28 protein-coding genes and 1 riboswitch are annotated in these 26,941 nt (G+C 38.9%); of the genes, 4 read left to right on the forward strand and 24 right to left on the reverse strand.

What is annotated here, in order from left to right; all coding sequences use genetic code 11:
- Positions 1-67: 67 nt before the first annotated feature.
- From ACIQXU_RS00335 to ACIQXU_RS00350, 4 genes are read right to left on the reverse strand one after another with little or no spacing between them, the layout of a single operon-like run.
- A complete protein-coding gene (locus ACIQXU_RS00335) occupies positions 68-856 on the reverse strand; it encodes a LysM peptidoglycan-binding domain-containing protein (RefSeq protein WP_402986111.1) in 789 nt (262 codons plus the stop codon).
- The gene (locus tag ACIQXU_RS00340; protein ID WP_402869226.1) at positions 834-1,463 is read right to left on the reverse strand and encodes a CPBP family intramembrane glutamic endopeptidase; all 630 of its coding nucleotides are present in this window, start codon (positions 1,461-1,463) and stop codon (positions 834-836) included. Before ACIQXU_RS00340 ends, ACIQXU_RS00335 begins: the two co-directional genes overlap by 23 nt.
- On the reverse strand, positions 1,453-2,961 hold the full coding sequence (locus tag ACIQXU_RS00345; RefSeq protein ID WP_402986113.1) for a RecQ family ATP-dependent DNA helicase: 1,509 nt from the start codon (positions 2,959-2,961) through the stop codon (positions 1,453-1,455). Before ACIQXU_RS00345 ends, ACIQXU_RS00340 begins: the two co-directional genes overlap by 11 nt.
- Complete coding sequence (locus tag ACIQXU_RS00350) at positions 2,958-4,025, reverse strand: YpbB family protein (RefSeq protein ID WP_402986115.1); 1,068 nt, start codon at positions 4,023-4,025, stop codon at positions 2,958-2,960. The genes ACIQXU_RS00345 and ACIQXU_RS00350 overlap by 4 nt, the downstream gene beginning before the upstream one ends.
- A 287-nt stretch (positions 4,026-4,312) precedes the next feature.
- Between ACIQXU_RS00350 and ACIQXU_RS00355 the strand changes: the two genes are divergently transcribed.
- Positions 4,313-4,561 (forward strand): ferredoxin, encoded by a 249-nt coding sequence (locus ACIQXU_RS00355; RefSeq protein WP_402869232.1) that lies wholly within the window; start codon positions 4,313-4,315, stop codon positions 4,559-4,561.
- A gap of 133 nt (positions 4,562-4,694) precedes the next feature.
- Here ACIQXU_RS00355 and ACIQXU_RS00360 read toward each other — a convergent pair whose 3' ends face one another.
- Positions 4,695-5,267, reverse strand: a complete 573-nt coding sequence (locus ACIQXU_RS00360) for an ECF transporter S component (protein ID WP_402986117.1) — start codon at positions 5,265-5,267, stop codon at positions 4,695-4,697.
- A 170-nt stretch (positions 5,268-5,437) separates the two neighbouring features.
- A riboswitch (FMN riboswitch) is annotated at positions 5,438-5,569 on the reverse strand.
- A 339-nt stretch (positions 5,570-5,908) separates the two neighbouring features.
- On the opposite strand from ACIQXU_RS00360, the gene serA reads away from it, so the two are divergent.
- Positions 5,909-7,483: a phosphoglycerate dehydrogenase gene (gene serA / locus ACIQXU_RS00365; protein ID WP_402986119.1), complete on the forward strand. Its 1,575-nt coding sequence runs from the start codon at positions 5,909-5,911 to the stop codon at positions 7,481-7,483.
- 90 nt (positions 7,484-7,573) lie between these two features.
- Here serA and ACIQXU_RS00370 read toward each other — a convergent pair whose 3' ends face one another.
- The 18 genes from ACIQXU_RS00370 to ACIQXU_RS00455 all read right to left on the reverse strand — a co-directional run bounded on the left by ACIQXU_RS00370 (position 7,574) and on the right by ACIQXU_RS00455 (position 25,448).
- The gene (locus ACIQXU_RS00370) at positions 7,574-8,788 is read right to left on the reverse strand and encodes a hypothetical protein (RefSeq protein WP_402869237.1); all 1,215 of its coding nucleotides are present in this window, start codon (positions 8,786-8,788) and stop codon (positions 7,574-7,576) included.
- The gene (sigX, locus tag ACIQXU_RS00375; protein ID WP_402869238.1) at positions 8,754-9,335 is read right to left on the reverse strand and encodes an RNA polymerase sigma factor SigX; all 582 of its coding nucleotides are present in this window, start codon (positions 9,333-9,335) and stop codon (positions 8,754-8,756) included. Before sigX ends, ACIQXU_RS00370 begins: the two co-directional genes overlap by 35 nt.
- A 174-nt stretch (positions 9,336-9,509) precedes the next feature.
- Positions 9,510-11,303, reverse strand: coding sequence for an ATP-binding protein (locus ACIQXU_RS00380; RefSeq protein WP_402869876.1), 1,794 nt, complete (start codon positions 11,301-11,303; stop codon positions 9,510-9,512).
- Positions 11,300-12,016 carry a response regulator gene (locus ACIQXU_RS00385; RefSeq protein ID WP_402956654.1) on the reverse strand — a complete coding sequence of 239 codons (717 nt, stop codon included), beginning with the start codon at positions 12,014-12,016 and terminating at the stop codon, positions 11,300-11,302. The genes ACIQXU_RS00380 and ACIQXU_RS00385 overlap by 4 nt, the downstream gene beginning before the upstream one ends.
- Positions 12,017-12,299: 283 nt before the next feature.
- Entirely contained in the window at positions 12,300-13,478 is a 1,179-nt protein-coding gene (ccsB, locus tag ACIQXU_RS00390; protein WP_402869241.1) for a c-type cytochrome biogenesis protein CcsB, read from the reverse strand.
- On the reverse strand, positions 13,471-15,117 hold the full coding sequence (gene resB, locus ACIQXU_RS00395) for a cytochrome c biogenesis protein ResB (protein WP_402986121.1): 1,647 nt from the start codon (positions 15,115-15,117) through the stop codon (positions 13,471-13,473). The genes ccsB and resB overlap by 8 nt, the downstream gene beginning before the upstream one ends.
- A gap of 18 nt (positions 15,118-15,135) precedes the next feature.
- Complete coding sequence (gene resA / locus ACIQXU_RS00400) at positions 15,136-15,666, reverse strand: thiol-disulfide oxidoreductase ResA (RefSeq protein ID WP_402956650.1); 531 nt, start codon at positions 15,664-15,666, stop codon at positions 15,136-15,138.
- A gap of 198 nt (positions 15,667-15,864) precedes the next feature.
- On the reverse strand, positions 15,865-16,605 hold the full coding sequence (locus ACIQXU_RS00405; RefSeq protein ID WP_402869246.1) for a pseudouridine synthase: 741 nt from the start codon (positions 16,603-16,605) through the stop codon (positions 15,865-15,867).
- 277 nt (positions 16,606-16,882) lie between these two features.
- Positions 16,883-17,422 carry a spore maturation protein gene (locus ACIQXU_RS00410; RefSeq protein ID WP_402956648.1) on the reverse strand — a complete coding sequence of 180 codons (540 nt, stop codon included), beginning with the start codon at positions 17,420-17,422 and terminating at the stop codon, positions 16,883-16,885.
- 2 nt (positions 17,423-17,424) lie between these two features.
- Complete coding sequence (locus tag ACIQXU_RS00415) at positions 17,425-18,018, reverse strand: nucleoside recognition domain-containing protein (RefSeq protein WP_402869248.1); 594 nt, start codon at positions 18,016-18,018, stop codon at positions 17,425-17,427.
- A complete protein-coding gene (locus tag ACIQXU_RS00420; protein ID WP_402869250.1) occupies positions 18,011-19,171 on the reverse strand; it encodes a D-alanyl-D-alanine carboxypeptidase family protein in 1,161 nt (386 codons plus the stop codon). The genes ACIQXU_RS00415 and ACIQXU_RS00420 overlap by 8 nt, the downstream gene beginning before the upstream one ends.
- Positions 19,172-19,362: 191 nt before the next feature.
- Positions 19,363-21,012 carry an FAD-dependent oxidoreductase gene (locus ACIQXU_RS00425; RefSeq protein WP_402869252.1) on the reverse strand — a complete coding sequence of 550 codons (1,650 nt, stop codon included), beginning with the start codon at positions 21,010-21,012 and terminating at the stop codon, positions 19,363-19,365.
- A gap of 134 nt (positions 21,013-21,146) precedes the next feature.
- Positions 21,147-21,710 carry an alkyl hydroperoxide reductase subunit C gene (ahpC, locus tag ACIQXU_RS00430; protein ID WP_402869253.1) on the reverse strand — a complete coding sequence of 188 codons (564 nt, stop codon included), beginning with the start codon at positions 21,708-21,710 and terminating at the stop codon, positions 21,147-21,149.
- 429 nt (positions 21,711-22,139) lie between these two features.
- Positions 22,140-23,018: a superoxide dismutase gene (locus ACIQXU_RS00435; RefSeq protein ID WP_402986123.1), complete on the reverse strand. Its 879-nt coding sequence runs from the start codon at positions 23,016-23,018 to the stop codon at positions 22,140-22,142.
- Between the two features lie 111 nt (positions 23,019-23,129).
- Positions 23,130-23,618, reverse strand: coding sequence for a YpuI family protein (locus tag ACIQXU_RS00440; RefSeq protein WP_402986125.1), 489 nt, complete (start codon positions 23,616-23,618; stop codon positions 23,130-23,132).
- A gap of 22 nt (positions 23,619-23,640) precedes the next feature.
- On the reverse strand, positions 23,641-24,054 hold the full coding sequence (locus ACIQXU_RS00445) for a hypothetical protein (RefSeq protein ID WP_402986127.1): 414 nt from the start codon (positions 24,052-24,054) through the stop codon (positions 23,641-23,643).
- A 58-nt stretch (positions 24,055-24,112) separates the two neighbouring features.
- Positions 24,113-24,694 carry an SMC-Scp complex subunit ScpB gene (gene scpB / locus ACIQXU_RS00450; protein ID WP_402869259.1) on the reverse strand — a complete coding sequence of 194 codons (582 nt, stop codon included), beginning with the start codon at positions 24,692-24,694 and terminating at the stop codon, positions 24,113-24,115.
- Entirely contained in the window at positions 24,681-25,448 is a 768-nt protein-coding gene (locus ACIQXU_RS00455) for a segregation/condensation protein A (RefSeq protein ID WP_402869261.1), read from the reverse strand. Before ACIQXU_RS00455 ends, scpB begins: the two co-directional genes overlap by 14 nt.
- Positions 25,449-25,665: 217 nt before the next feature.
- Between ACIQXU_RS00455 and ACIQXU_RS00460 the strand changes: the two genes are divergently transcribed.
- Both ACIQXU_RS00460 and ACIQXU_RS00465 read left to right on the forward strand, forming a co-directional pair.
- The gene (locus ACIQXU_RS00460; protein WP_402869262.1) at positions 25,666-25,758 is read left to right on the forward strand and encodes a YjcZ family sporulation protein; all 93 of its coding nucleotides are present in this window, start codon (positions 25,666-25,668) and stop codon (positions 25,756-25,758) included.
- Between the two features lie 159 nt (positions 25,759-25,917).
- Positions 25,918-26,454 (forward strand): DUF309 domain-containing protein, encoded by a 537-nt coding sequence (locus tag ACIQXU_RS00465; RefSeq protein WP_402869264.1) that lies wholly within the window; start codon positions 25,918-25,920, stop codon positions 26,452-26,454.
- A 32-nt stretch (positions 26,455-26,486) separates the two neighbouring features.
- Here the strand turns inward: ACIQXU_RS00465 and ACIQXU_RS00470 are convergent, their stop codons facing one another.
- Positions 26,487-26,822, reverse strand: a complete 336-nt coding sequence (locus ACIQXU_RS00470; RefSeq protein WP_402869266.1) for a GNAT family N-acetyltransferase — start codon at positions 26,820-26,822, stop codon at positions 26,487-26,489.
- Between the last annotated feature and the right edge of the window lie 119 nt (positions 26,823-26,941).

Consider the following 26,941-nt stretch of genomic DNA (forward strand, 5'->3'; position numbering starts at 1 on the left):
CTATAAATAACCCAACCTTAGGAAAAAAAGCACCCTGTCGATCTTAAGAGACAGAGTGCTTTTGCTTTTACTTTTTCAGTGGTATCTTCAAGACTTGTCCCTTCGAAATCTCATTGCCATTCAGCCCGTTCCATTTCTGAATTAGCGCAATGCCTTCCTGCGATTTGTAGTAGTTCATCGCAATCCTGAACAATGTCTCTTCTGCCTGAACCGTATGGTAAACAACTTTATATCCGTCAGCCTCCGATTTGGTAGCTGCGGCATCCCCAGAAGCTACTTTATTATCTGCTTCTTGTTTGGCTTTCGCTTCCGCTTCTGCTTTAGCCTTTGCTTCTGCCTCTTGTTTGGCTTTCGCTTCCGCTTCTGCTTTAGCCTTTGCTTCCGCTTCTTGTTTGGCTTTTACTTCCGCCTCTGCTTTAGCCTTTGCTTCCGCTTCTTGTTTGGCTTTTTTCTTTGCTCTTTCTTCTGCAGCCTTATCTTCCTCTTGCTTTTTTTCTTTAAGCTTAGCAGTATCTTTTTCTTCTTTTTCCTTAATATCCCCGGCCGTTGCCGTTGTCGGCACAGCCTCTTCTATAGTTTCTTCGTCATCACTAAAATTCACCACTTCACTACTTTTGGTATCCTTTTCAGGCCTATCCTGAAGGTATGTATAAAGACTATAAAATCCTATAGGAAGCAAAATGAAAAATAGCGATAATAATTTAATCATTGGGAACTTTATCTTCACTTTGCTTTTTTTCTTTTTACTCTGATGAACCTCACTTCTTTTTGGTAAAGATGACTTCACCTTATGACGATCGGATCGCGTACGAAGTTCTCCAGCTTGATCGTTTTCATTCTCTTTTACACGACTCATCTAAGTCACCACCCTCTTCACATACTGCCAGCTTTACATACTTATGTCTTATTAATATACCGAGGATAAAATCTATTAAAAAATGGGCTGTGATCGTCACTAAAATATTTTGGGTCCATTCAAACAAAAATCCGATGAGAAAGCTTAAAAGCGTCACATTCAAAAATAAAAACCAATTAAATAAGTAACGATAATGAACCGCCGCAAAGATAATGCTCGTCCACAATAAGCCTATATGTGTCTGCATAACACCACGAAATAATAATTCCTCGCTAACCGCTACTAACAAAGAGACGATAAAGATCATGGGATATGGTAGGCTACTGAAAATGCGTTCATTGACTCCACCATCATCCTGATAGGAAACAGGGGTCACTTTCATCATGACCACATCAAAAATGACCACTAAGATTCCAGCAGGGACACCTATCAACAAAATATCCATATCTTTAATGTCAAATAAAGAACGAAAGGTGGAAAAATCTTCAAATAAGATAATACCTAAAAAAAAGCCAATCGTTAAGAGAATAATTTGGGTCAGGAACAAATTATATAGTAACTGTTTGTCTGTCAGCTGTTTAATTAATTGCGCCTGCTTATTTTTCATGCCCATTATCCTTATCCAATAAGATAAAAGCTAATTCCTGTTTCCATGTAGAATATGAATTACCCTGCTGTTCCTTTACTGCCGGCCATACATCCAAGATATTTTTTGCATCTATTCCACAACGATCGCAACATACGTCATTCCCTTTTCGCTGCTCTTCTTCAAAATAATGCAAAATGCCCAAACGCCTACATATTTTAGTATGAATCCAATTCAAAAAAACGTTCAGCTTTGCCTGATTTTGCATCTTTCTTGTATGACAATAGTCTTTCATCCTTGTTCTATGCAATGGTGAGTCATCATCCGTCAGAAATTGTGTAAAAAAACGGAATTGAATATCATTCAAGGAAAAGCTCTGAAGAAGATGCTCTTTTTCAGAAAGACTTAAATCAGCCATACTTCTTTTCGCTTCATTTAAATACGAACAAACGGCCTCAATTTGATGGTCAGTTGGTAGCTGTTGTTCCATCAAATGCAACGGAAGCCCTTCATCCCCTTCGCTATATAGTAAAATGGCTACACTTTGTTTTTGGTCACGGCCTGCCCTCCCTATTTCTTGAAGGTATGATTCCATTGTGGATGGCATATGAAAATGGATGACAAATCTAACATCAGCTTTATTGACTCCCATTCCAAACGCACTCGTTGCACAAATGATTTTTAACTGGCCCAAGATGAATTGCTGCTGAATGAGCATTCTTTGCTCCTGTTCCATACCTCCATGATAATAATTGACACTACCGACTCCATTTTCCTGTAAAAAACCCGAGACCGCTTCAGCCACTTTTTTCGAAGAAAAATAAATAATTCCACTACCTGGAAATTCCCTGACAAGCGAGAGGACACGGGCAAGCTTTTCTTCGTAGCTATATATATTTTCCACAAGTATCGCGATATTTTCCCGATCAACGGATGAAACGATTTCCTTGGGTTGGGAGATATTCAATTTCCTGATAATATCTTGCCGTACTTCTTTTGTTGCTGTTGCCGTCAAGGCAAGCGTTAATGGGTTACTTAACTTACGCCTCACTTCTCCCAAGTTCAAGTAATCCGGCCTGAAATCATATCCCCATTGAGAAATGCAATGCGCCTCGTCAATGACAAATAAGCCTATGTCAATTTTCCTTAAAGACTGGATTACACTTTCTAGCCCAAGCATTTCGGGAGACAGAAAAATAAACCGATACGTTTGCAATCGTTCAAATGCCTGTTTTTTTTGATACGCGGTCAAAAAAGAATTGAGGGTCAGAACACTTTTTTCCCCTCTCATCTTAAGCTGATCCGCTTGATCCTGCATCAGGGATAATAACGGCGAAACAATTATAGCCGTCTTATTGATAAGGTAAGCAGGGAGTTGATAACATAATGATTTACCAGACCCTGTGGGAAGCATTGCCAATGTGTGGGTCCCTTCTAGCAAGGATTCGATTACCTCATGCTGTCCAGGACGAAAATTGTCAAATCCAAATTTATCTTTCAGGACTGTATTCAAGTTCATCCTCTATCACCTATTTTCGCAAGTACAAGCCTTATTTGAAAAAAACTAATTTGCTCATTATCGACAGCTTCCTTGATTACCTTGAGTTTTCTCGTATTCAACCGTTTAATGACCGTAATGATTTTGTCTTCATCCTCTATTGGAACATAGTCATTTATCGAAAAACTTTTGTCCGATAGCACGATTTCTACGAGATGATCCTCAATCGTATTTCCTTTTAAACGACGAATCTCTGCAATTTCCTGTAGCGTTTTCCCTGCCTGAATATATTGCAGAGTCGTATGTGTCGATTGTGTTAGATGAGGATGCCCACCATTTTTCCAATCATGGATTAGAGAAGCCAACAGAGGGTAATCGCGTACTGTTGATATCTCTGCGAGCATTTGATGCAATGAATCGAGAAAAACGTAGTGCACAAACCACTCATCAATTTCTTTCCTTTTTCCAATCTGCTCAAACGTAAGTCCGATTCGATTGACTCCCGTAATTTTCAAAACAAAAATGTCACGGTTCAACTCACTTTGCATCTCTAAGAGGGTGACCAATTCATCAAAAAGATGCTGAGCAAGTAACTCTCGATTTTGTTGGTTGGCATATAAAAAACCCTTTACGAATTCCTGTACTCGTTGATTCTGTTGTATCGGATAAAAAGGCCTTTCATTGTGGACAATATGGGATATAGTTTGGATAAGAAGATTGAGTCTTCTCCAAAAATCCGGGGTGATGTTTTGGTATTTCCACCCATTTAGTGATAAAGGAAGAGGCCACTTTTTGAAATAAGAGGCCAACGCCCCTCCTCCTTGTTCACTAATCAAATACACATCGTTTTTTTCCGTTGGTTCGATTAGTTTCAGTTCAAGAAACAATTTTCTGTTTTGAGATAACTCCTCCCGGGTAAAACGAGGCATAGTCCCAAATATGTTCGTCAGCCCAAATAAGTGCGCATCCTGAATAGTCTGGGACGATTTTTTACCCTGAAGCATATGATAAATTGCGTAGATGGAACGCTCACCTTGGAACTTTTGTATCGCATATAAAATGATTGCTTGAAGATAATTGTTCATGAAACTCACATCCTTGTTCCATTTATCCAATTATATTGTAACAAAAATCTGCAAATACCGCCTTTTTTTATGTCATATATGCAATGATATTTGTGAATAAACAACTAAATACGTACTCGTTATAAAGAAATTTTCCCAATAATTTGTGTTGACTTTTCATATACTTCCGTATTATCGTTACATTTTCTATTGATAAGTTCGGCTTTCGGTCTTACAATAAGAAAGAGATGTTAATCTATAATAAAAAAGGTTTTGAGTTGTAAATCAACTTAGGAGGGGTTTTATTCATGGCTAAATTTACTATTGTTGATAAAGAAACATGTATCGCTTGTGGAGCCTGTGGAGCTGCAGCACCAGATATCTATGATTATGATGATGAAGGAATTGCTTTTGTTACGCTAGATGATAACGAAGGAATCGTTGAAATCCCCGATGTTCTTATAGATGACATGATGGATGCATTTGAAGGATGCCCCACAGACTCTATCAAAGTCGCAGACGAATCATTCGAGGGCGACGCTTTAAAATTCGAATAAGTATAAAAGCCATTTTCATTTTGAGAATGGCTTTTTTTATGTATTTTTTAAAACTCTCACCATACATTAAAGAGGCAGAAACAACCCAGTTATCATCTGGTTGTTTCTGCCTCTTTTTATATATTAAGCATGTTTATATAATACTTGTTTTATTGATCCATGTTTGGAGTTTAACAAATAATAGCATGAAAACGGAAGTAATGAGCACCCCTTTAATGATGTTAAAAGGGAGTATTGCCGCAGTTACGAATTGCCTTGACTCTGGTGCGGTCATGGCATCCCATCCCATAAAGAAAGTATATGCCGGTAAAAAGACATAATAGTTCAAGACACTCATAATTAGCGCCATGGAAACTGTTCCGGCTAGCAAAGCAAATGTCATTCCTTTTTTCGAACTTATTTTTTTATATACATAATATGTTGGCAGTATGAATAATACCCCCGCTATAAAGTTAGAGATATGTCCAACCGGTACACCAGTATCGCTTCCAGTCATGACCATATCCAATAAATTTTTCAGGAATTCAACTAAAACTCCTGCAAGCGGACCGAAAATCAATGCCGCCATCAGTGCTGGGATGTCACTAAAATCAATGTTCAGAAAAGGCGGAAATCCCGGAAATGGAAAATTCAAAAGCATTAGTAGGTAGGAAAGACTTCCTAACATTGCAAGTGTGACCATCTTTTTAACTTTGTTCGATTTCATAGTTCTCTCTCCTTCTTTTTCTTGATCTACCTTGAAAAAGAGGTTAGGGATCCTTCATAAATGTTGATGTTCAATAAAAAACCCCTTAATTCCGACAGAATTAAAGGGATAAATTAAAGGTTTCATCAAACAAACGTTCAGCACTTGACTGTTTGAACGCATTCAGGAACCTCCATCTTCTCCCATCCAGACTATACTGTCGGCTTTGGAATCTCACCAAATCCTGCCCTAAGGCTCGCGGGCTTAGAAGAATTTTCTTCATCACCGCCGGTGGGGAGTTACACCCCGCCCCGAAGATAGACCTATAAAATTAATTTACAATTTTCATTATAAATGATTTTTCTTTTTTTGAATAGTATTTTCATCGCAACTATGAATTTACAATGATAAAATATTACACTTTTATTCATTTTAAACAAAATATGTATTTATAATCATGACGTTTTACTCTGTCTAAAATAATTTTTATTTTTAGAAAATTACGGCTCAAACCCTTTGCCCTTGAGGTTTTGGACGAGTGAATTTCAAAGTAAATTTAATTAAAGCGCTTACATATAGGTATGCTAAATTGACAGTTTTCCCATTTCAATTGTAAAATTAACTGAAATTTAAGAGAATTTTACCTAGGAAGGTGTTTACACGTGTATCAGATTTTAGTAGCAGATGCCATTAAACCAGAAGGACTCGGACCGCTTTCAGAGGCATCCAATATTCTTCTTATTCAGAAGACTGTAGAAGAAGCAGCAAACGAACTTGATAAGATTGATGCAATACTGGTTAGAAGTGCAACAAAGGTTACAGAAGATTTAATGAACCGCATGCCAAAACTAAAGATCATTGCTCGCGCAGGTGTCGGCGTTGATAACATTGACATTCCTGCCGCAACAAAACGCGGAATCGTTGTTGTGAATGCTCCTGACGGAAATACAATTTCAACAGCTGAACATACATTTGCCATGATGGCTTCCTTGATGCGCCATATTCCGCAAGCTTATGCTTCCCTGAAAAATGGAGAATGGAAACGCTCTTCTTATACAGGAACGGAACTTCGTGGGAAAACTTTAGGCATTATTGGTTTCGGACGAATTGGTGGAGAAATTGCCAAACGCGCAAAAGTTTTTGGCATGGAAGTCATAGTTTATGACCCATTCTTAACAGCCGATCGTGCAAAAAAAATGTCCGTAACTTCCCTGACTTTAGATGAATTGCTCCCTAAAGCGGATATAATCACTGTACATACACCTCTAACGGACGAAACTAGAGGGTTAATCAATAAAGAAAAGTTACTCACCTGTAAAAAAGGCGTGTACGTATTGAACTGTGCACGTGGCGGAATCCTTGATGAAGATGATTTATATGAAATGATTGTCGAGGGACATGTAGCTGGAGCCGCGTTGGATGTATTTGTTGAAGAACCACCGCTTGGCCATAAATTACTTGAACTTGATAACGTCATCGCTACTCCTCATTTAGGAGCTTCGACTAAAGAAGCCCAATTGAATGTTGCCGTTCAAGTCGCCCAAGAAGTATTAACCTATTTTGAAGGTAATCCTGTATCAAGTTCAATTAACCTTCCAGCCATTTCTAAAGAGGTATTCGAAAAGGTTCAGCCATTCTATCAACTAGTCCAACAAATGGGCTCCATTGCCTCACAATGCATGAAAGAAGGCATTCAGGAGATTTCCGTAACTTATGCAGGTGAATCATTGGACTTCGACACCGCTATTCTAACAAAAAGCCTAATAGCAGGCTTCTTCAAATCAAGAGTAGATGCTTCAGTTAATGAGGTGAATGCACTATTGGTTGCTAAAGAGCGTGGCATTACCATTGGCGAAAAGGTTTCTACTGACTCTCTAGGTTATTCTAACCTGATCAGTCTAAAAGTAAAAGGAGACACCCGCGAATTAACCATTAGTGGTACTCATATCGAGAACTATGGTTCCCGGATTGTCAATCTGAATGGTTTCAAAATTGATTTCCATCCAGAAGCTAATTTACTTTATATCCAACACACTGATAAACCTGGAGTAATCGGTAACGTCGGTAAAATTCTTGGTGATCATGCAGTAAATATCGCGACTATGCAAGTTGGTCGTAAAGAAGCTGGCGGGGAAGCTATCATGGTATTGAGTTTCGATAAACCATTAGAAGATAATATGAAGCAATTCTTAGAGGAAACACAAGAAATTACTTTCATGGCCCGAATAGCTTTATAATTTCCACTTAAGGATGCCCCACTAGCGGGCATCCTTTTTTTGTTGAACGACCATCATCTGCCTCTCACATCGCAAGCATGCACTTGACCTTTAATTAACTAAGTTAGGAGCAACGGGTACTGTAATCTCTTCCGATAAATTCAGAGAACCTACCATTTCTACAGGGGAGTTTTCAAACTTCACCTTTGCATAGCCAAAGTCTTTAGCTGTAAATAGAATGACTTCCAAACCTTGAAGCGACTCTGAATCATTCTTCAAGCGGCCTTCTTGTGCCAGTTCTACAGTTACTAAACCCCCATCATATCTTAGGTTCTCCCACTTCAAACTCTCCGGTAGAGCAGAAGAAATCCCTTCTATGCCAGGTTCCTCCTTTGCCGCTTGTAGGGCCTCTTCCATGTTCTGATAATCGATATTGCTAGGCACAAGGAAACTTGAAGATGATTTATCCGTGTGATAAAGAAAGAATGTGCGATTCTTGTGCCGGGGAATTTCTTCTTCTATTACTGTTCCGGCATGAGCAAAACTGGCACCAGATTTTCCGTCCGTTGTAAATGTCACTTTATCAATATTTAGATAGGATAAGGTTTCTTCCATGGTTCTAAGAAACACGATATCCTCATCCAGCAGATTACTGCCTGCCCTTAATTCGATATTTGCTGTGTTGTTGGTGGGAACATGGGATACCTTAATATCTAGAGGGAAATAATCGGACAGGCCATATTTTTTCTCATTAATGGTCGACATCTTTTTTACCACCTGATCCAAGGCTTCCGTTTCTTCGATAGTATCGACTACAAAAGATAGAGGTACGATAAAATTCTGTTGGTGATCAGGCACGCCTAGAGTTATTGTCGACTTCCCCTGCAAATCTTCTGAGTAAATCGCACGAATGGGTGTTTTTTCTTTTTCCACTTGTTGAGATTTACTTTTCAATTCATTTTTTTCTATTGGTTCGCCCTCAATATCTTCCTTTACATCCTGCTTTTCATTTGATTCAATATCATGCTTTTCTTGCTTATCCAAAATGATCTTACTTTCTGAAATGGCCAATTTTCCATTGCCGTGGCTATTAACCTCCTGCTCTTGAGATTCATCTTTTCCAATCATCAGTGAAGATCCAATGATCATCATTAAGAATAAGGAGGCAATGCCCACAATACGAGGAATCCAAAGTTTTTTACGGTTTCTTCTTTGCTTACCTTCTATCCTCGAAAACACTTCTTTCTTCGAGCGTTTATCTTTTACCTCCGGAAGTTGGCGAAGCAAGTCCTCAATTTCTCTTTCTTTCCAACGGGATTTCTTCAAAGGAATTCCTCCCCTCTTCTGATGAATCATCCATCATTTTTTTAATCGCTTTTAAAGCGCGGTGTTGCGTTGTTTTTACCTTACTTTCACTCCAATTCAGTACATCCGCGGTTTCTGAAATGGACATGCCTTGTATGTACCGTAAAATAATGACTGCTTTTTGATTAACAGTACATCGATTCAAGCAACGATATATCTCTCTGACATTATCATTCATAATGGCCACTTCTTCGGGAATCGGCTGATTATCTTTAATCATCTGACCATCCCAATCAATAGTGGGAATGATTTTATTCTTCCATCCTTTTTGTTTCCGAAAATAATCAATGGTCACATTTCTCGCAATGGAATACATCCAGGTTTTTTCACTACTATTGCCTTCAAAACGATTATAGGCCTTCATTATCCTGATATAAACTTCTTGAACCAGGTCCTCTGCCGTTTCACGGTCTTTGGTCATATAATAAATGAATTGATAAATTTCCTGGTGATATTTTTCATAAAGATCGTGGAAAATGGAATTCATTATTTCTCCACATCCGTTCATAATTATAGTCGATATTTTCATATGAAAGTTACATACTTATTTTATACTAATTACCCAATTTACTCCATATACTGCCCGCAAATAAAATATGGGCAAAGGCAATTAGGAGAATCCAATTGCCTTTGCCCACTCTGTTTCTCATGTATCAAGATTATTTGCCAAGCAATCTGACATTTATTCAGCATTTTCCAATATTCGAGGTAGAATAAAGCTGAATGTTGTTCCCTTTTCTGGTAAACTGTTCACCGAAATATATCCATCATGTGCATCAATGATATTTTTAACAATGGCCAGACCTAGGCCCGTACCAGACCGTCCACGGGTACGTGCTTTATCCGCTTTATAAAATCTCTCGAATACGAATGGTAAGTCTTCTTCCGGAATACCTGAACCAGAGTCCTTCACATCTATAATCAAGCCTCTGCGATCACTCATTTTTTGAATAACATCGATTTTTCCGCCTGCAGGAGTATGACGGATTGCATTATCAATTAAATTCGTCAATACCTGCTCAATTCTATCAGGGTCAAAATTCCAGTTGATCCCATCGTCTTGAAGATGCGTCGTAATCGTGATCCCTTTATCTCTAGCCAGTCCATAGAACTTACTTGTAATCCTCTTTAAATAGGGGGAGACGGAAACCAGGTCATAAGTAAGGTTCATTTTCCCTGATTCCAATCTGGCTAGATCCAATAAATCATTAACTAAACGTCCCATCCTCAACGATTCATCATAAATGATCTGAGCCATTTCCATTTTTTCAGCTTCACTGCCTGCTATATCATCTACAATGGCTTCACTATACCCTTGTAGCATCGATATCGGGGTCCTTAACTCATGGGACACATTGGCAATGAAGTCCGTCCTTAGTTTATCCATGCGACGTTCATCACTCATATCACGGATGATGGCGACAGCACCGCGGATATTATCTGCAGTTGAATATAAAGGACTAACAATCAGTCCCCAATTTCTACCCTGTAAAGTAATTTCTCCAACTTGTTCCTTATCATAGGACTCTGATTCGTCAAATAGATTCATGAGTACTGATGGTACATTCATATTGTCTTCCCGATTGTATCCTTTTTCAAAGTACCATGCTTGCAAGAACCGGTCAGCTGGAGGATTCGTCTCAAGGATAGTACCATCTTTATTAAAGGTAATAACCCCGTCTGCCATACTGCTGAGAATGCTTGCAAGGTGTTCCTTTTCTTGACTGAGGGCATTCATGTTGAATTTCAGCTGTTTTCTCATCTGATTAAATGCAATGGCCAACTCACCTATTTCATCCTGGGTGAGGATGGGAACCTTGGTATCAAATTTACCACGAGCTATGGCCAAGGCAGCTTCCCTCATTTTTACTAGTGGAGCATTGATTCTCGTAGATAAAAAGAAAGCGAAAATCGTTGTCAATATTATAGCGATCCCTGCAGCTAAGAGGATGAACTGCGTTGTGGATTTCGTTGTTTCTTCCATCGATTCCAATGACTGAATCAAGAAAACCTCATCCTGCTGACCATTTAATTCAAGAGGAACCCCCACTACAATTGCTGACAATGTATCTTCATCTGTCCCCTCAGTCGAAAGCATCATCTCTTTTTTTACAGTTTTTCTCTCTGTAAATACCTTTAATAATTCGGGATCATCTTTAATGAATTCAGGCGTTATCTTAAACCCATTCTCATCAACAGATGAAAAGACCATTTTATTGTCATTCAAGATGATTACTTTCGTTTCATCACCTATCAATTCAGAAGCTATTTGGAGTACTTCGTCTCCAGTGCCCCCATGTTCATTCGTGACCGTAATGATTTGCTGTGCCATTTTGGTTAAATCATTTTCGACATTCTCTATCTGAAAATTATCAAAGAATTCAACCAGAAGTACAGTCAAAACAATCAGAACAAAGGATACCAGCAAAAGAATCGTTGCCCAAAGCTTACCAACAACACTGCCCCATAGCATCAGTCGTTAATAACTTCGAACTTGTAACCCACGCCCCAAACAGTGACAATCATTTTGGCAGCATTTTCGGATATACGGTTTAACTTTTCACGCAAGCGTTTGACATGCGTGTCCACAGTTCGAAGGTCTCCAAAGAATTCATAATGCCACACTTCTTTTAGCAACTGCTCACGATCAAAAACTTTATCGGGGGATTTCGCCAAGAAATATAATAATTCATATTCTTTTGGCGTGAGAGATACTTCCTTGCCATCCGCGAGCACACGATGGGCATCATTATCAATCGTTAGGTGGGAAAATACGATTACATCTTTTGCTGATGCTTCGGTTTGCATGTAATTTGCATTGGAAGAACGGCGCAATAACGCCTTGACCCTTAATACAACCTCACGTGGACTGAAGGGTTTGACAATATAATCATCTGTCCCCACTTCGAATCCTTGGACTCTATTCACTTCTTCACCTTTAGCGGTAAGCATGATGATAGGTGTCGTTTTTTTCTCTCTCAACTCCCGACAGACTTCAATACCATCTTTACCAGGCATCATAATATCCAATAAGATTAAATCATAATCATTTTCTAGAGCTTTCACTAAAGCCTCATCACCATTTTCAGCTTCATCAATTATGTATTCTTCTCTTTCTAAATACATTTTTAGCAAGCGGCGGATTCTTTCTTCATCATCCACCACAAGAATTTTAATAGCATTATACATTTCGTAACCAGCCTCCTATCATTTATTTTACAAAATGAAAGCTTTAATGCCTAATATTATTTCTTAACAAATCCCGATAAACAGCCAATTCTATAGGCTCTTCCTTAACTTTTCACTATATTGTCACAATAATTACCACAAGTTATCTAAAAGCCCTCTAGGATTTATTTCCCTAGCAATAACGCTTTAATCATAAAAAAGGGATCGTTTGGTAGGAATATCGATAAAATTAACGACATTACTATCAAAAGACCCCCTTCATCTAATGATAAGGTTCCCTTAATTAGGCATATGAATGCAAACCAGCGATAACCAAATTCACAAATATCAAATTGAATATCATGATGGCAAAACCAATGACCGCAAGCCAGGCTGATTTTTCTCCCTGCCATCCCTTAGACATACGCAGATGTAAAAAGGCTGCATAAAACAACCAGGTGATAAGGGCCCATACTTCCTTCGGGTCCCATCCCCAGAATCGTGTCCAAGCAATCTGGGCCCAAATCATGGCAAAAATAAGTGCCCCGAGTGTGAAGACTGGAAATCCAATTAAAACGGAACGGTAACTGATTTCATCCAGCAAGTTCAAATTAACATTTTTAACAAGCGGTTTTATTAGAGCAGCGACTCTTTTCCGAGAAATCAACCTTATCAAGCCATACAGGACCAGTCCTGCACCAATCGACCATATGACTGTGTTCAATTTTTTCGCATTGATTATTGCAGGCATCTCCACCAATGGTTGGAATTGTCCCTTTTCAAGCATAACCCCTTCATGAGGACCAACCAATGCAGGAAGTGTATATTCCTGTTTGGCTGCCATATCTTTTTTATCAACCCAATCAAAACTAGCTTTATAATCCATCATGGAGAAAGTGGAGGATACTATTACAAGTGCAAGTGTACTGACTAACGTATACATGATGATTTCAAGAAAAAATGTCCGTTTACTTGCTTTTGTCTGTTCCACCGATTTAACCAGATAAATGATAGCGGCGATAAAGCTAATGGCAAGAATGGACTGCCCTGCCGCTGCAGTTGTTACATGGATATGTAGCCAATCACTCTGCAAGGCTGGTATGAGCGGCGATATTTCCGTCGGAAACAGACTTGCATACGCAATGATCAATAATGCAATGGGGAGGGCAAACAACCCAAGGACGGGCGTTTTATAAAGAAAGTAAATCAAGATAAATGCCCCTACCATCATCATGCCGAAAAATGTTGTAAATTCAAACAGGTTACTAACAGGTGCATGGCCCGCAGCAATCCATCTTGTAATAAAATAACCCACCTGCGCTGCAAATCCTAAAATGGTCAAGGTGATTCCTAATTTTGCCCAGTTATTTTGTTTTTTCTCCTCTGCTCCTTTTTTATCCTTTATCGAGCCTCCAAAAATAAAGGTCGCAATTAGATATAAAAAGAAGGCCGCATATAATAAATTACCGCTCAAATCAGCCATTTAAAACTTCCCCCTTATTAGAAGATTTCTCCTCTTCTAGTAAATCTGTTGGTTCACAAAGTGGTGTTGATTCAATCGCATTTTTTATATCTTTCTTAATGCCATGCCAGTTTTTATTGGTATGGCCGGCTATCAAAATCTCACTCTCATTTCTTTTAATCCATATACGGCGATGATTCCAATACGAACCTTGGATAACACCTATCATGAAGATAATTCCCCCGGTGAAAAGAATCCACAATGTAAGATCTTTCCTGACAGTCAAAGCTGTAACGTCTTTCGTTTCAACTCCAGCAAAAGCCAGTTTATATGTATTTTCTCCTAATGGTTCCACCGTCTCTTTTATAGCTACGAAACTCACTTCTCCATCTGGTTTATCTGGGGTCTTCATATTAAAGATAAATGCCGGATTATTCGGAACCTTTGATATCGTCGTCGGTTCTCCTTTTTCATCAAATTCGAAATCGGGGAAATAACTCATTAACTCGACAGAATACCCTTTATTCAATTCATACATCTTCTGCGGATTATTCAAATCCACCGTGATATTTCCAAATTTCTCTTCTGTCTCTTTATTGATAAGATTAAAAGACATGGTACTAAGCTCGTCCAATTTATAATCCACCTGATAATAAGCAAAGTGATCGTGTTTCAAGGGTTCATTCACTTTTATTTTAAAATCCTTAACTTTATCAAGTTCTGCTTTTTCACCTGGCAACGCTTCATTTTGACGCTCGAACAATGTCACATCTGCTTCATAAGTCTTAGCTATCGTACCAGTTTTATCAATGGCGGCACTGAATTGCTCGTCTTCTTCATTCTCTTTATCATAGACTTCCAGTGTGAATTCATTATTCTTAAGATAATACTCACCATTTGTACCAGGAATCTCTTTTGTCTCGCCTTCCCTTAGCCAAAGCACTTTATCAATATACATTCCAGGTACTGAGCGTAGTAAAGCCCCAATTAAAAAAATGATAAGTCCGATATGGTTGACGTAAGGGCCCCAACGTGAAAAACGGCTTTTTTCTGCAAGAATGTTCCCATTTTCCTCACGTATATGATAGCGCTGCTTTTTCAACCGCTCTTTTACTTCTTCCAAATCTACTCCCTGGCCATCAAGCTTCGTCACTCCCGATACCCTTTGTCGCTTCATGAAACCATCATGGCGAGTAATTCCTTGTTTCTTTAAAGACCGATATAATGGGAAAAAGCGGTCGATACTTGCAATCAGAAGGGATATGCCCAACATCGCTATAATGATTAGATACCACCATGAACTGTATAAATTATGAAATCCGAATTCATAATACAACTTCCCTAACGTTCCATACTCCGATTGGTAATGTTCGGCGGGTGTTACAGAAGAAGGGATATACATTTCCTGTGGAAATATTGTTCCGATTGCAGAAGCAACCAAGGCCAGGACTATAAGGGTAACCCCAACCTTAACGGAAGAGAAGAAATTCCAGACTTTATCAATGATCGTTTTGTTATAAGTCTGTGAACGTCTGGCACTTCCCTCATAGCGCATATCAATTAATTTTTTATCTTCTTTAACCAGGATACTCCCGCAAACTTCACAAATTTTTGTACCATATGGATTTACATGGCCACAATCGCATTTTACTTCTTTCATGTCAAAAACTCCCCAGTATTATGGTTTAATTCTCTCCATATGCTTTTGGATGCTCTCTTCTGTCAAGGCTCCGGTAATGATATCTATCACCTTTCCTTCTTTATCTATCAAGAAGGTGACCGGTAAAATATCAACGCGATACGCATTCTCCACTTCCCTGCCTTTATCAATCATGATTGGGAAGGTAAGATTATGTTTTGCAGCATAATTATTGACCGAATATTCAGATTCCCCGACATTGACTGCTAATATCTCAACACCCTGGTCCTTGTATGTTTGATATTGACTTTCCATATAAGGCATTTCGTATTCACAAGGCTTACAATATGTACCCCAAAAGTTCAGGAAAACACCCTGTCCTTTATAATCCGACAACTTATGTTCTTTGCCTGCCATGTCAGTCAAAACAAAATTAGGAGCTTCCTTTCCTTTTTGAAGACTGTCATTCTTATCTTTAGTGAAGTTCGTATAAAGGGCAAACACTAAAGCTGCACCTAATAACAGTAGAATGATGGTCCTGCTCACTAGGCGTCGCTTTTTTCTATCCATAGAAATCCTCCTAAGGCAGCTCTATATTTCACCATACCAATATAACATGTAACACGATGACCATATTTTGAAGATTCGTCGACACCTTTTTCGTATCATGAAAGAAAAGGAATTTACAGGCTGTTTTCCACCACCCCATTCAACCGCTTGGATGAATGGGGTAACGGTTTCAACCTGTTAATAAAGAGAAAAAACGTATTACATTCTCCGCTGTTTAGGGTCAGTCGATGCCATCGTCCGCATTAATTTAACTTCATGGGGAGTTAACTCTCTTGAATCTCCCGCAGTCAGTCCATCTAATGTTAAGAAACCATATTGCTCCCGTTTTAATTTAATTACAGGATGGCCTATCGCTTCAAACATCCGACGGACCTGGCGGTTTCTCCCTTCATGGATAGTGATTTCTATAATGGCCGTTTCCTTTTTCTTATCAGTCGTCAGTACTCTGGTCTTAGCTGGAGCTGTTTTTCCATCTTCAAGCATGATTCCTTTTTCTAATTTCCTTAGGCTCTCACGTAAAGGAATGCCCTTCACTTTAGCTACATACACTTTGTCGACTTCATGTTTTGGATGCATGAGTGTATTCGCAAAATCCCCGTCATTCGTTAAAACCAATAAACCGGAAGTATCATAATCGAGACGACCTACAGGATAAATCCGTTCTTGGACGAATGGGAAGTAATCCGTTACGACTTTTCTATTTTTATCATCCGAAACAGCTGAAATGACTCCGCGTGGTTTGTAGAATACGAAATATACAGGTGGTTCTTTCTCGAGTGGGATTTCATTGACCTGTACTTTGTCATTAGGACCTACCTTCACACCTAATTCTTTCACTACTTTACCGTTCACTTTTACCTTGCCTTCTAATATTAGCTCTTCGGCCTTACGACGCGATGCTAATCCTGCATGTGCTATTACCTTTTGTAATCTTTCCATCTATCTTCACCTCATAGTATAATCATTCGTTTGTTATTGTCTGTACATACACAATCATACAATTATTACATATAGCGAGGCAAAAACAAAAGGTTTTTCGTGAATATGGCCGTTTCTTTTATTATTTCATCCATTTAGGATCTGTTATATAGGCTGGTTTCCATAATGAGTGTAACATAGCTTAATTTTCCATGGCAAAAAAATGTATCCTTTTCTTAAAATCGTAAAATATAGGATATCAATAAAAAAAGGAAATGGATACATCCATTTCCTCGGCTTACTTTGTACCAAAAACAAGCGTGACCACAACCACTGCTGCTATAACCCCGACTAAATCCGCCAATAAGCCAACCTTGAGTGCATCACCCATTTTTTTAATTCCCACTGCTCCGAAATATACAGTCAACACATACAGGGTCGTATCTGTACTTCCCTGGATCGTAGCCGCCAAGCGACCAACAAAGGAATCCGGACCATATATGGAAATCAAGTCACTCGTCATCCCTAATGCAGCCGTTCCCGATATAGGACGGATGATCGCCAGGGGGAAAACCTCAGCCGGGAAGTGAAGAAAGGCCAGAATCGGTTTTAATGCCTGTACGAAGGAATCAAGAGCCCCTGAGGCTCTAAATACCGAAATGGCGACGAGCATTCCCACCAAGAAAGGGATAAGGGAGAAAGACATACTGATTCCTTCCTTCCCCCCCTCTACGAAGGTCTCATAGGTGGGAACCTTCTTATACGTACCGTATAATAAAATCGAGAGAATCAAAAGTGGTATCAACCAAATCGAAATGGCGGTCATCCATTGTAGCATTCCTATTCCCTCCCATTCCGCTTTCTCCTGTAATAAAAGTATCGATCTATCGCTATTCCCCCTACCGCCGAAATGGCTGTAGCCACGATAGTTGGAAACACTATGTCAGTCGGGGAGACGGCATCGTAATTCATCCTTATAGCAATGACGGTCGTTGGGATCAATGTCACACTTGAAGTATTCACCGCTAAAAAGGTAACCATCGAACGGCTTACGGTCGCTTTATTACCATTTAATTTCTTTAACTGCTCCATGGCTTTAATCCCTAATGGGGTCGCTGCATTTCCCAATCCAAACGTATTCGCCATCATATTGGATAAAATATAGCCCATTGCAGGATGATTGGGAGGGACTTCAGGGAATAACCATTTCATTAAAGGCTTGAACAAAACGGATAGTTTTTCGAGCAGCCCCGATTCTTCCGCGATTTTCATTAACCCCAGCCAAAAAACCAGAATGCTCATCAAGCCTATCGAAAGGGTGACAGCTTCCTTGGCGCTAACAAAAAGTGCTTCATTCACCTGATTCATGGTCCCATTAATCATGGCGAATACTATACCGATTACTGTCATTCCAACCCAGATATAATTAACCATTTCTATCTATTCCCAATACTGCTTCGAATAGAGCAGCCCACGAGGATTGAAAAGATTGCTGGTTGAAACTTTCTACAGTTTCACCATAAAAGATGGAACGCGAACCGACCTGTTTTCCATCCAGATAGATATAAGCCTTGCCCACTACTTCCGGAATATTTCGTTTATCTTCCCAACTCTTCTTCGGCTTCAGGAATTTCATTTTAACCTTTATTGAATTCCTTTCGTCCTTAGTAAGAGGATAGGAAAAATCATTTTTGAAATAAACATGCCCTCTATACGTTTTATTCTTTATGTCCTTTATGGCGCCTTCAGGAAGAATTTCAGTCAAACTGTAATTCTTGAAAGCAGATTCATACATATTGATGTGGTCATTCCAATCATCCGGCCCATTCAACGTGACAGCGATAAGATTATGATTATTTTTAGTCGCTGTAGTGACCAATGTCCGCTTTGCAAGTTTAGTATAGCCCGTTTTCCCGCCGGTACAATACTCATATAATTGCGTGAGTAGCCGATTCTTATTTTTCCATACATAATCCCAATTCTCGGTCGAGTTAGGGGCCCGATGTACTTTAGTGCCGGCTATCTTGGCATATGTCTTGTTTTGCATAGCATAACGGGTGAGTAAAGCCATATCATATGCCGTTGAATAATGATTCTTGGTATTATCCAATCCATGAGGGTTCGTAAAGTGGGAGTTCTTCATACCGATTTCTTCCGCTTTTTGATTCATCATCCAAATGAAACCATCAAGGCTCCCTCCCACCTTTTCGCTGATCGCAACAGCCGCGTCATTCCCCGAACGTAACATCAAGCCATAAACCAAATCTTCAAGCTTGATCTTTTCACCTTCTTTCAAATAAAGGGAAGACCCTTCAGTACCAAAAGCATTACTACTGATTGTTACGGTCTCATCCATTTCCCCCGATTCGATAGCTAAGATAGCAGTCATGATTTTCGTGATACTTGCAATTCGGTTCTTTTCGTGAGCATTCACTTCATAAATGACCCTTCCACTTTCTTCGTCCATTAAAATGGCACTATGGGCACTGACGGCTACGTTGGCTTGAACGCTCTGTAATGGTGCTAGAAAAGAAAACATGAGAATGACCATACACAATTTGGGTATTTCTTTATATAGAAAACGCATGAGTGCCCTCCCGTTTCTTTACTTGTTTTTGTACAAGTTTATGCAAATGGACAAGGGTTATGATTAAATAATCGAAGGTCTTTAAAGATAATAGGAAGGTTACAAGCATAATTCAATTAGGTTAAGGTACAAAAAAACGAAAAAAAACCGATGAACAGACATGTTATGTCCATCCATCGGTTTTTCATCTATTAAACTAATAAAGCAGCAATTTCATCGATCTTCTTCGCTCCGAACACTACTTCCTCATCATTGATGATCATAGCCGGAACACTCATAACTTTATACTTTTTCTTAATGTCTTGGAAATTACTGATGTCGACCATCTCAGCTTCAACATTAGGATTTTCAATGGCGATTCGTTGTGCTCCAACTACAACGTCAGGGCAGAAGTGGCACGCTAAAGATACCATGACTTTAATATTTGTCTTCTTGCTAATTGATTTGATTGAATCCCGAACAGCAGCATCCATCGCTTGACCCGGACCAGCAAGATTGTAGATAGCTAAAATGAAGGAGTTCAGTTCATGTCCGCCTGGTACACCGTGATATTTGACCCCACTGTATTCCCCATTCGAATTTAACAGGGAGACTACAGGGAATTTATCGGCATTCACTTTTTCTTCCATATCTTTATTTTCACCTTTATTATATAGCTCAAGATGAAGCTTGTCCCCTAATTCTGCAACATCTAATAAGAAGTCACGTAATTCTACCGATTTGGGTAGGCTTTCATCCACGATTGATACTAAGGTCACGTCATTCTCCATCTTATCGAAGATTCCTTTTAGTTGGCCTCTTAACGTATCACTCAGTAAGGAGCTCTTACCTGCTGGTGCAGCAGCTTTTTTCTTTTCCTCTTTCTTTTCTTCCACTACCGGCTCATCTTTAATGCCTAAGCGGTCTTTTTCTTCTGCAACATATTTACCCGCATCCGTAGCGGCTATCGCTCCATCAGATACTGCTGTAATGATCTGACGCAAGGACTTCGGTCTCAAGTCACCTGCTGCGTAAACACCCTTTACATTTGTGTTCATATCATCGTCAGTTAGGATATAGCCAGCACGGTCCATTTCAATATGGCCTTGGAAAATGGCCGTTTGAGGTTGATAACCAATGAACACGAAAATGCCAAATGTACTGTCTTCTTCCTTTGCTTCATATTCCCACTCTTCTTTTGTTACGTTATTGATGAAGCGGGCACGTTGAATCATGCCGTCGCCATAAGCACCAAGAATCTCTGTATTGAATTTGACCTCGATTTTCTCATTGGCCATTACTTTATCAACAATGGAAGGGGCACATGAGAAGGCTGATTCGCGGGCGATAATGGTTACTTTTGTTGCAAAGCGAGTAAGGAAAATGGCTTCTTCAGCCGCTGCATATCCTGCTCCAATGACGAAAACTTCTAACCCTTCAAAGAACTCTCCATCACAGGTTGAACAATACGCTACGCCTCGGCCAGTGAATTCTTCTTCTCCTGGAAACCCAAGTTTTCTTGGGGTGGCGCCCGTTGCAATGATTACAGCGCGTGCATGATAGTCCCCACTAAGCGTTTTTACGATTTTTATTTCCCCAGATAAATCTACGCCGGTTACATCTGATTTAGCGAACTCCACACCAAAATCTTCGTTTTGAAGTTTCATTTCCTCCACTAGCTTTGGACCTGAGATGTTGCGAATACCAGGATAGTTAGCTATTTCTGAAGTGGTGGCTGCTTGCCCACCGCCAGATCCTTTTTCAAGGATGATCGTTTTTAATTTTGCTCGACCTGCATAAACTCCCGCAGAAAGACCTGCTGGCCCTCCCCCGATAATCAATAAATCATATATTTTTTCCATAGTTGATCTCCTTGCTGTTTAAAAAATTTTATTTTTAAAGGACAAAAGGCACTTATTGAAGTAAGTGCCTTTTGTCAATCATAGCTGTTTTATATATCAACTAGTTGATATATGTATAGGGAAATATCCTAAAATTAAAGTTTTCCTACTAGGTCAAAGCTTGGCTCTAATGTATCTTCACCTGGAGTCCATTTAGCAGGGCAAACTTTATCTCCATGTTCTGCTACGAATTGTGCAGCTTGAACTTTTCTAATAAGTTCTTCAGCATTACGGCCGATTCCCATGTCATTCACTTCATATGATTTGATTTGGCCTTCTGGATTTACGATGAAAGTACCACGTAAAGCTACGCCATCTTCTTCGACTAATACTCCAAATTGACGAGATAGAGCTAGTGCTGGATCTGCTAGCATTGGGTATTCGATTTTACCGATTGTATCAGTAGCATCTGCCCATCCTTTATGGCTGAAATGAGAATCAGTTGAAACCGAGTAAACTTCACAACCGATTTCTTTGAATGTTTCATAGTTATCTTGAAGATCAGCTAATTCTGTTGGACATACGAATGAAAAGTCAGCTGGATAGAAGAAGAATACAGCCCATTTTCCTTTTACATCTTCTAGTGTCACTTCTTTGAACTCTCCTGATTGGTATGCTTGAACTTTAAAATCTTCAACTTGTTTATTAATTAATGACATATTATTATTCCTCCAGAAAAAATATTTTTTGCTTCCTGTTTATAATAATTATTATTTAGTAACTAGTCAATAAATATAACTTAATAATTGTCATGTTCACATTTTCGACACAACTTTATACTAATATACATAAAAACAAGTTATAATCCCTATGAATGGTCTATTTAACATACCCACATTACTATATCAAGAACTAATATGAAAAATATAAAATTATTTTAGAAGAAATATCACGCCCTAATTCTAATAACAATAATTTACAATTGAGAATATTCACCTGAAGTATTCACTCCCTTTCGGTCCCTGATTTCCTCTTCCTGTCATTTTTCCATACTTTTCATACCCCCGAAAATAATCTAAACGAAAAAGATGGAACCATTATGGCCCCATCCATCCCTTCCTATCTTTTCGCGAGAACTCATTTACTATTCATTGTTGTTTCCAAATCAGTTTTTTTGCTTTATTGAACCGTAATGTGGTTTGCGGCCAATTTATGACATTCCACCATTTTTTTACATAGGCTGCCCTATTGTTCTTATATTGAAGATAATAAGCATGTTCCCAGACATCCAGAACAAGGACAGGGATGGTATCCCATTGTGTCAAAATCATATGTCGCTCAGATTGAAGAATCTCTAACCTACGTGATCGGGGAACCCAGACCAAAATGGCCCAGCCAACGCCTTCCACCTGTTTGGCCGCTTCGCTGAAGTGACTTTTAAAAGCCTCGAAACTTCCAAAGTCTCTCTCAATCTGTTTAAGGAGATCCCCCTTCGGCTGACCTCCACCTCCTGGCATCATGCCTTCCCAAAATAATGTATGCAGATAATGTCCGGAACCATGGAATGCTGCCTCTCTTTCCCAATGTTTCAAAAGTGAAAATTCATTGGATTCTCTTGCCTTTTTCATCATTAACTCCGCTTTATTCAAACCATCCACATATGTTTGGTGATGCTTATCATGATGCAAGCGCATAATTTCTGCCGAAATGATTGGTTCAAGTGCATCGTATGAATATGGCAAGGGGGGAAGCGTATGTTTCCCGATACCTACAGATCCCTCTGTTTCGTTCTGAGATTGGAAACCAGTTGCCCTTTCTTTGATTTCTCTATAAATCCTGTTTATTTCTTCTTCAATCTTTTGTAGTTCTTCATTATCTATATCTCCGGTTTCCAATGTCTTTGTCCATCGTGAAAGCTGTTCCATATTTGCTATCATTCGTCGGTCCTTAATATCAATACTCTCCATGTACCCCATCATTTGTTCGATCCATTCACTGACATCCATCACATACTGTCTTATATCCAATAAGCACACCCTCCAAAAATCTCAAATAAGACATCAACCCATTTTATGCTCCAAATAAAAGAAAAGACCCTTAACAAAAAAACAGCAAGGCTATTAGGCCCTGCTGTTTCCTTATCGAGATTGCAACATCTTAGTTCGATAATCGGTTTCGTAAAACTCCAATTCTTCACGCATGTTTTGGAATCCACTCTCTACGGTCTTAAGAATGGTGATGATACTATTCGGTACCGTTTGATGGAACTTGATGGAGTTTTTCCCTGTATAAGCTGAACGACTGTCTTCAAACCATCGGTCCGATTTTGGTGAAAAGTACTCTTCGATACATTGATGATACACTCTATATAGCGTCTTTTCCGCAGCAGCTTTATTAAAAACCTCATTTTTAAGAACGATTTGACATGCTTCCAAACCCTCTTCACAACTTACAAGCATTCTTCTTAAACTAGAGAGAATCCCTTTATAATAGCTTTCTTCACCATTTTTTTCCTGTTGCAACTTAGAATAAGTCGTTTCATTCAGAAACTCCTCTAGCTGAGCCACTGTCGTTTCTAAAAAGCTTTTTACATCCTCAAGCTGTGATTTTACCAATGTATTCCCCAACCGTGAACCCTCCTCATAATGATTATGATTGATAAAAATCTAAATATGTTTTAATATCATATGGTTTAGCTTGTTCAATAGATCTAAACACTTCCTCTAGTTTTGGAAAGTTTATATTTAGAAGGTAACTTGCTAACTCTTTTTCTGAATTTATATATATTCGCTTTCGGCTGGATAAACTTGGTTCTTTGATGAGACAAATCAAAGCGATAATATCAGCCATATAGATATCTCTAGTCAGGCTTTTGAAAACGGGATTTTGAGAATATGGAGTCCAACGGGCGATCATCTCATCGAAGTAACGAAGATACAATACATTCAATACCTTTTCTTCACCGGCCTGTATGTATTTGACAGTGGAACGGTTAAAGAAGTCCTCGGGAGAATTTGACTTTTCTTTTTCAAGCGCATACCCATTGCACGCTACAATGCGCACCTGCAACCCCTCCAAACATCCATTTTTTTCTATATTATCACAAAATCATGAGGATTTGTTATTCGATTGTTTTTTGGAAGTTCTCGAAAAACAGATCAGCTTCTCCGTTTTCGAAGCTTTCTTCCGTATTATCGGCAAGTGGCGGCAACTCGTTTATGGATTTTAGTCCGAAGTAATCTAAAAACTCTTTCGTTGTGCCGTATAAATAAGCGCGACCAGACCCTTCAGCTCTACCGACCTCTTTAATTAAAACTTTCGTAACAAGCGTATGAATCGGACGGTCTGTTTTCACTCCGCGTATCTCATCTATTTCCGCTCTCGTAATCGGCTGTTTATAGGCGATTATGGCCAACGTTTCCAAAGCTGCCTGTGTCAACCCTTGTGAACTGGATGTTTCCACAAGTTTCTTTAAATAATCGGAGTGTTCTTTCTTAGTTGCCAGCTGGAACACACCGGCTATTTCAATAATTTGAATCCCCCGTGTATCCGTGAGATAGTCTTCCTTTAAACTTTCAATGATGTCCGTTGCTTGATATTCTGTGATTTCAAGGACTGAGGCAATTTGCTTGATGGAAAGACCTTCATCTCCGGATGCAAACAAAAGGGCCTCGAGTATCCCTTTCCAATTAATAACTTCCAACTGGTTCTACACCTTCCTTAGCTACAATCATGATTTCCGAAAAATTATCTTCTTGTTCAACTTTAATTTCATTTAATTTCATCAGTTCCAATACCGCTAAAAATGTAATCACTATATGCTCCTTGACTGGCTCTGGAAACAAATCAAAAAAGCTCTTCTTACCTTTAAACGTTTGGAGGTCTGCCATGATTTCTTCCATGCGTTTTTCAATGGAAATCTCTTGTTTCGTCACTTTTGTATAAAGGGGCTTTTGAATCTTTTGCCGGCGAAGCAACTTTTGCAAGGCACCCAACATATCGTAAAGGCTAACATTTAACTCCTGCAATTCACTTTCCGTTTCTTTTACATATTCAGAAAGATCACTTGGCGGTTTAGTGAATATCAAGTTCCGTTCTTCTTCCAGTTCTTTGAATTCTTCTGCTGCAGATTTATACTTTTTATATTCCAATAGTTTCTCTACAAGTTCGTCACGAGGATCTTCTTCGAATAATTCCCCATCTTCATCCATCAATAGCTCATCTTCATGCTTAGGCAGCAACATTTTACTTTTGATGGCGAGTAAAGTAGCGGCCATGACTAAATATTCGCTCGCAATATCTAATTCAAGATGCTGCATCGTATGGATATAGCCTAAATATTGCTCTGTGATATCAGCCATAGGGATATCATAAATATCTATTTCTAGACGGTTTATCAAATGAAGGAGTAAATCCATCGGTCCTTCGAATGCATCAATTTTAATATTATAACCCATCAAAATACCCCATTTAAATCTAATTGGCCTTTAATTGGCCTATTTCTTCATTAATCAAGTATAGAGGATTACCGGCCCTTTATCCATTACAAATAAAGCTCTGCTTGATTTAAAGTTTTTTCATGCGGATTTTTTAAATTGGGTCGTTGCCCAATCATATTTATAAAATGAACATAGTCTAAGAATGTAAGATAAGCAGAATAAAGGAGGTACTTATATGGGTGGCAATGCAGGAGGTTTTGGTGGCGGATTTGCGTTTATCGTAGTATTATTCATTTTATTAGTTATCGTCGGTGCTTCTTGGTTATAATTGAAAACTGACGACACAAGCTGATTGCATAGCAATCAGCTTTCCTTATTTTTCTGGACATTTTTTTATGGTACTATGGTATTTATACTTAAAAAGCGGTAATCGTCTAAAAAAGCTTTCTTAACCTAAGGGAAAATAAGGCACAAGGAGGGGTTATTATTGCATTTACCTGAAGACTATCTCTCTTTCCTCATCCATTTTCACGGAACTCGAGATTACTTTGAGTGTCACGAAATACTTGAAGAGTATTGGAAAGAAACAGCTCCTAAAGAACGTGATTCACATTGGGTCGGCCTGATTCAAATCGCCGTTGCCCTATACCATGATCGCAGGGGCAATAATGCAGGGGCTACAAGAACTCTTGCAAAGGCCATATCCAACCTTCATTTAAAAAAAGCCGAGCTGCGACAATTGGGTCTTGATCCCGAAGCCCTGCTCGATTTGCTTCAACAGACACATGAACGAATGTTGCTTAAAAAACCCTATAGAAGCATTAACCTTCCCATTAATGACCCGGAACTACTTGCACATTGCCAAACCTTATGCAAACAGAAAGGATACACGTGGTGCATGGACAGTGATTGTACGAATGTAGGGTTGGTCGATAAACATTTAACACGCGATCGTTCTGACGTTATCTTGGAAAGGGCCAAACAACTTTCCTTAAGGAAATCAAAAATAGAGGACCGCTCATGAGAGCATCCTCTATTTTTGATTAGATAAGTTTTTCAACACTTTTCAATAAAACTTTCCGTATGCTCGTTTGCCTTTAATTCTTTGTCAGGGTATTGTTCCTTCACTGACCTAACCATTTCTTTGCCTATCCCTTGCTTACGGAAAGAAGGATTTACAGATATATGTTGAATCTCGATGAAATTGGAACTTGTCTCTATTCCAATCAAGCCGACGATTTCTTCATCTTTCCATAAGAACAACTGCAAATTTTCATCTGTTTCATAATTCTTCATGGTATTCCGAAGCACTTTTATCTCTTTTTCATTTGGCATGAAAGATAATAACCCCATGGCAAACTTTTCATAACTTTTCTTATACTTAATCAACATAATATCCCTCGTTACTAAATAACGTTTTTTATTATTTACCTGTTTATCTAGTTTATACACTTTGATGATTACTCTCACTTATGACATTTACATCATACATAAAAACTTTATTCGTTTCA

It is taken from the genome of Peribacillus sp. NPDC097284, from assembly GCF_044761765.1.
GTDB lineage: Bacteria > Bacillota > Bacilli > Bacillales > DSM-1321 > Peribacillus.

Coding starts and splice junctions, on each gene's coding strand:
- resB (WP_402986121.1), bottom strand. CDS start 15,117: ATGAAAGAAGTAAAATGCGATTGTGGCCATGTAAATCCATATGGTACA.
- ACIQXU_RS00425 (WP_402869252.1), bottom strand. CDS start 21,012: ATGGAAAAAATATATGATTTATTGATTATCGGGGGAGGGCCAGCAGGT.
- ACIQXU_RS00345 (WP_402986113.1), bottom strand. CDS start 2,961: ATGAACTTGAATACAGTCCTGAAAGATAAATTTGGATTTGACAATTTT.
- ACIQXU_RS00460 (WP_402869262.1), top strand. CDS start 25,666: ATGGGTGGCAATGCAGGAGGTTTTGGTGGCGGATTTGCGTTTATCGTA.
- ACIQXU_RS00385 (WP_402956654.1), bottom strand. CDS start 12,016: ATGTATAATGCTATTAAAATTCTTGTGGTGGATGATGAAGAAAGAATC.
- ACIQXU_RS00360 (WP_402986117.1), bottom strand. CDS start 5,267: ATGAAATCGAACAAAGTTAAAAAGATGGTCACACTTGCAATGTTAGGA.
- ACIQXU_RS00340 (WP_402869226.1), bottom strand. CDS start 1,463: ATGAAAAATAAGCAGGCGCAATTAATTAAACAGCTGACAGACAAACAG.
- ccsB (WP_402869241.1), bottom strand. CDS start 13,478: ATGGCTGATTTGAGCGGTAATTTATTATATGCGGCCTTCTTTTTATAT.
- ACIQXU_RS00355 (WP_402869232.1), top strand. CDS start 4,313: ATGGCTAAATTTACTATTGTTGATAAAGAAACATGTATCGCTTGTGGA.
- ACIQXU_RS00415 (WP_402869248.1), bottom strand. CDS start 18,018: ATGGTTAATTATATCTGGGTTGGAATGACAGTAATCGGTATAGTATTC.
- ACIQXU_RS00455 (WP_402869261.1), bottom strand. CDS start 25,448: ATGGGTTATAATATTAAAATTGATGCATTCGAAGGACCGATGGATTTA.
- sigX (WP_402869238.1), bottom strand. CDS start 9,335: ATGAACGGATGTGGAGAAATAATGAATTCCATTTTCCACGATCTTTAT.
- ACIQXU_RS00405 (WP_402869246.1), bottom strand. CDS start 16,605: ATGGAAAGATTACAAAAGGTAATAGCACATGCAGGATTAGCATCGCGT.
- ACIQXU_RS00470 (WP_402869266.1), bottom strand. CDS start 26,822: ATGTTGATTAAGTATAAGAAAAGTTATGAAAAGTTTGCCATGGGGTTA.
- ACIQXU_RS00335 (WP_402986111.1), bottom strand. CDS start 856: ATGAGTCGTGTAAAAGAGAATGAAAACGATCAAGCTGGAGAACTTCGT.
- resA (WP_402956650.1), bottom strand. CDS start 15,666: ATGGATAGAAAAAAGCGACGCCTAGTGAGCAGGACCATCATTCTACTG.
- ACIQXU_RS00410 (WP_402956648.1), bottom strand. CDS start 17,422: ATGCTACAATGGATGACCGCCATTTCGATTTGGTTGATACCACTTTTG.
- ACIQXU_RS00420 (WP_402869250.1), bottom strand. CDS start 19,171: ATGCGTTTTCTATATAAAGAAATACCCAAATTGTGTATGGTCATTCTC.
- ACIQXU_RS00350 (WP_402986115.1), bottom strand. CDS start 4,025: ATGAACAATTATCTTCAAGCAATCATTTTATATGCGATACAAAAGTTC.
- ahpC (WP_402869253.1), bottom strand. CDS start 21,710: ATGTCATTAATTAATAAACAAGTTGAAGATTTTAAAGTTCAAGCATAC.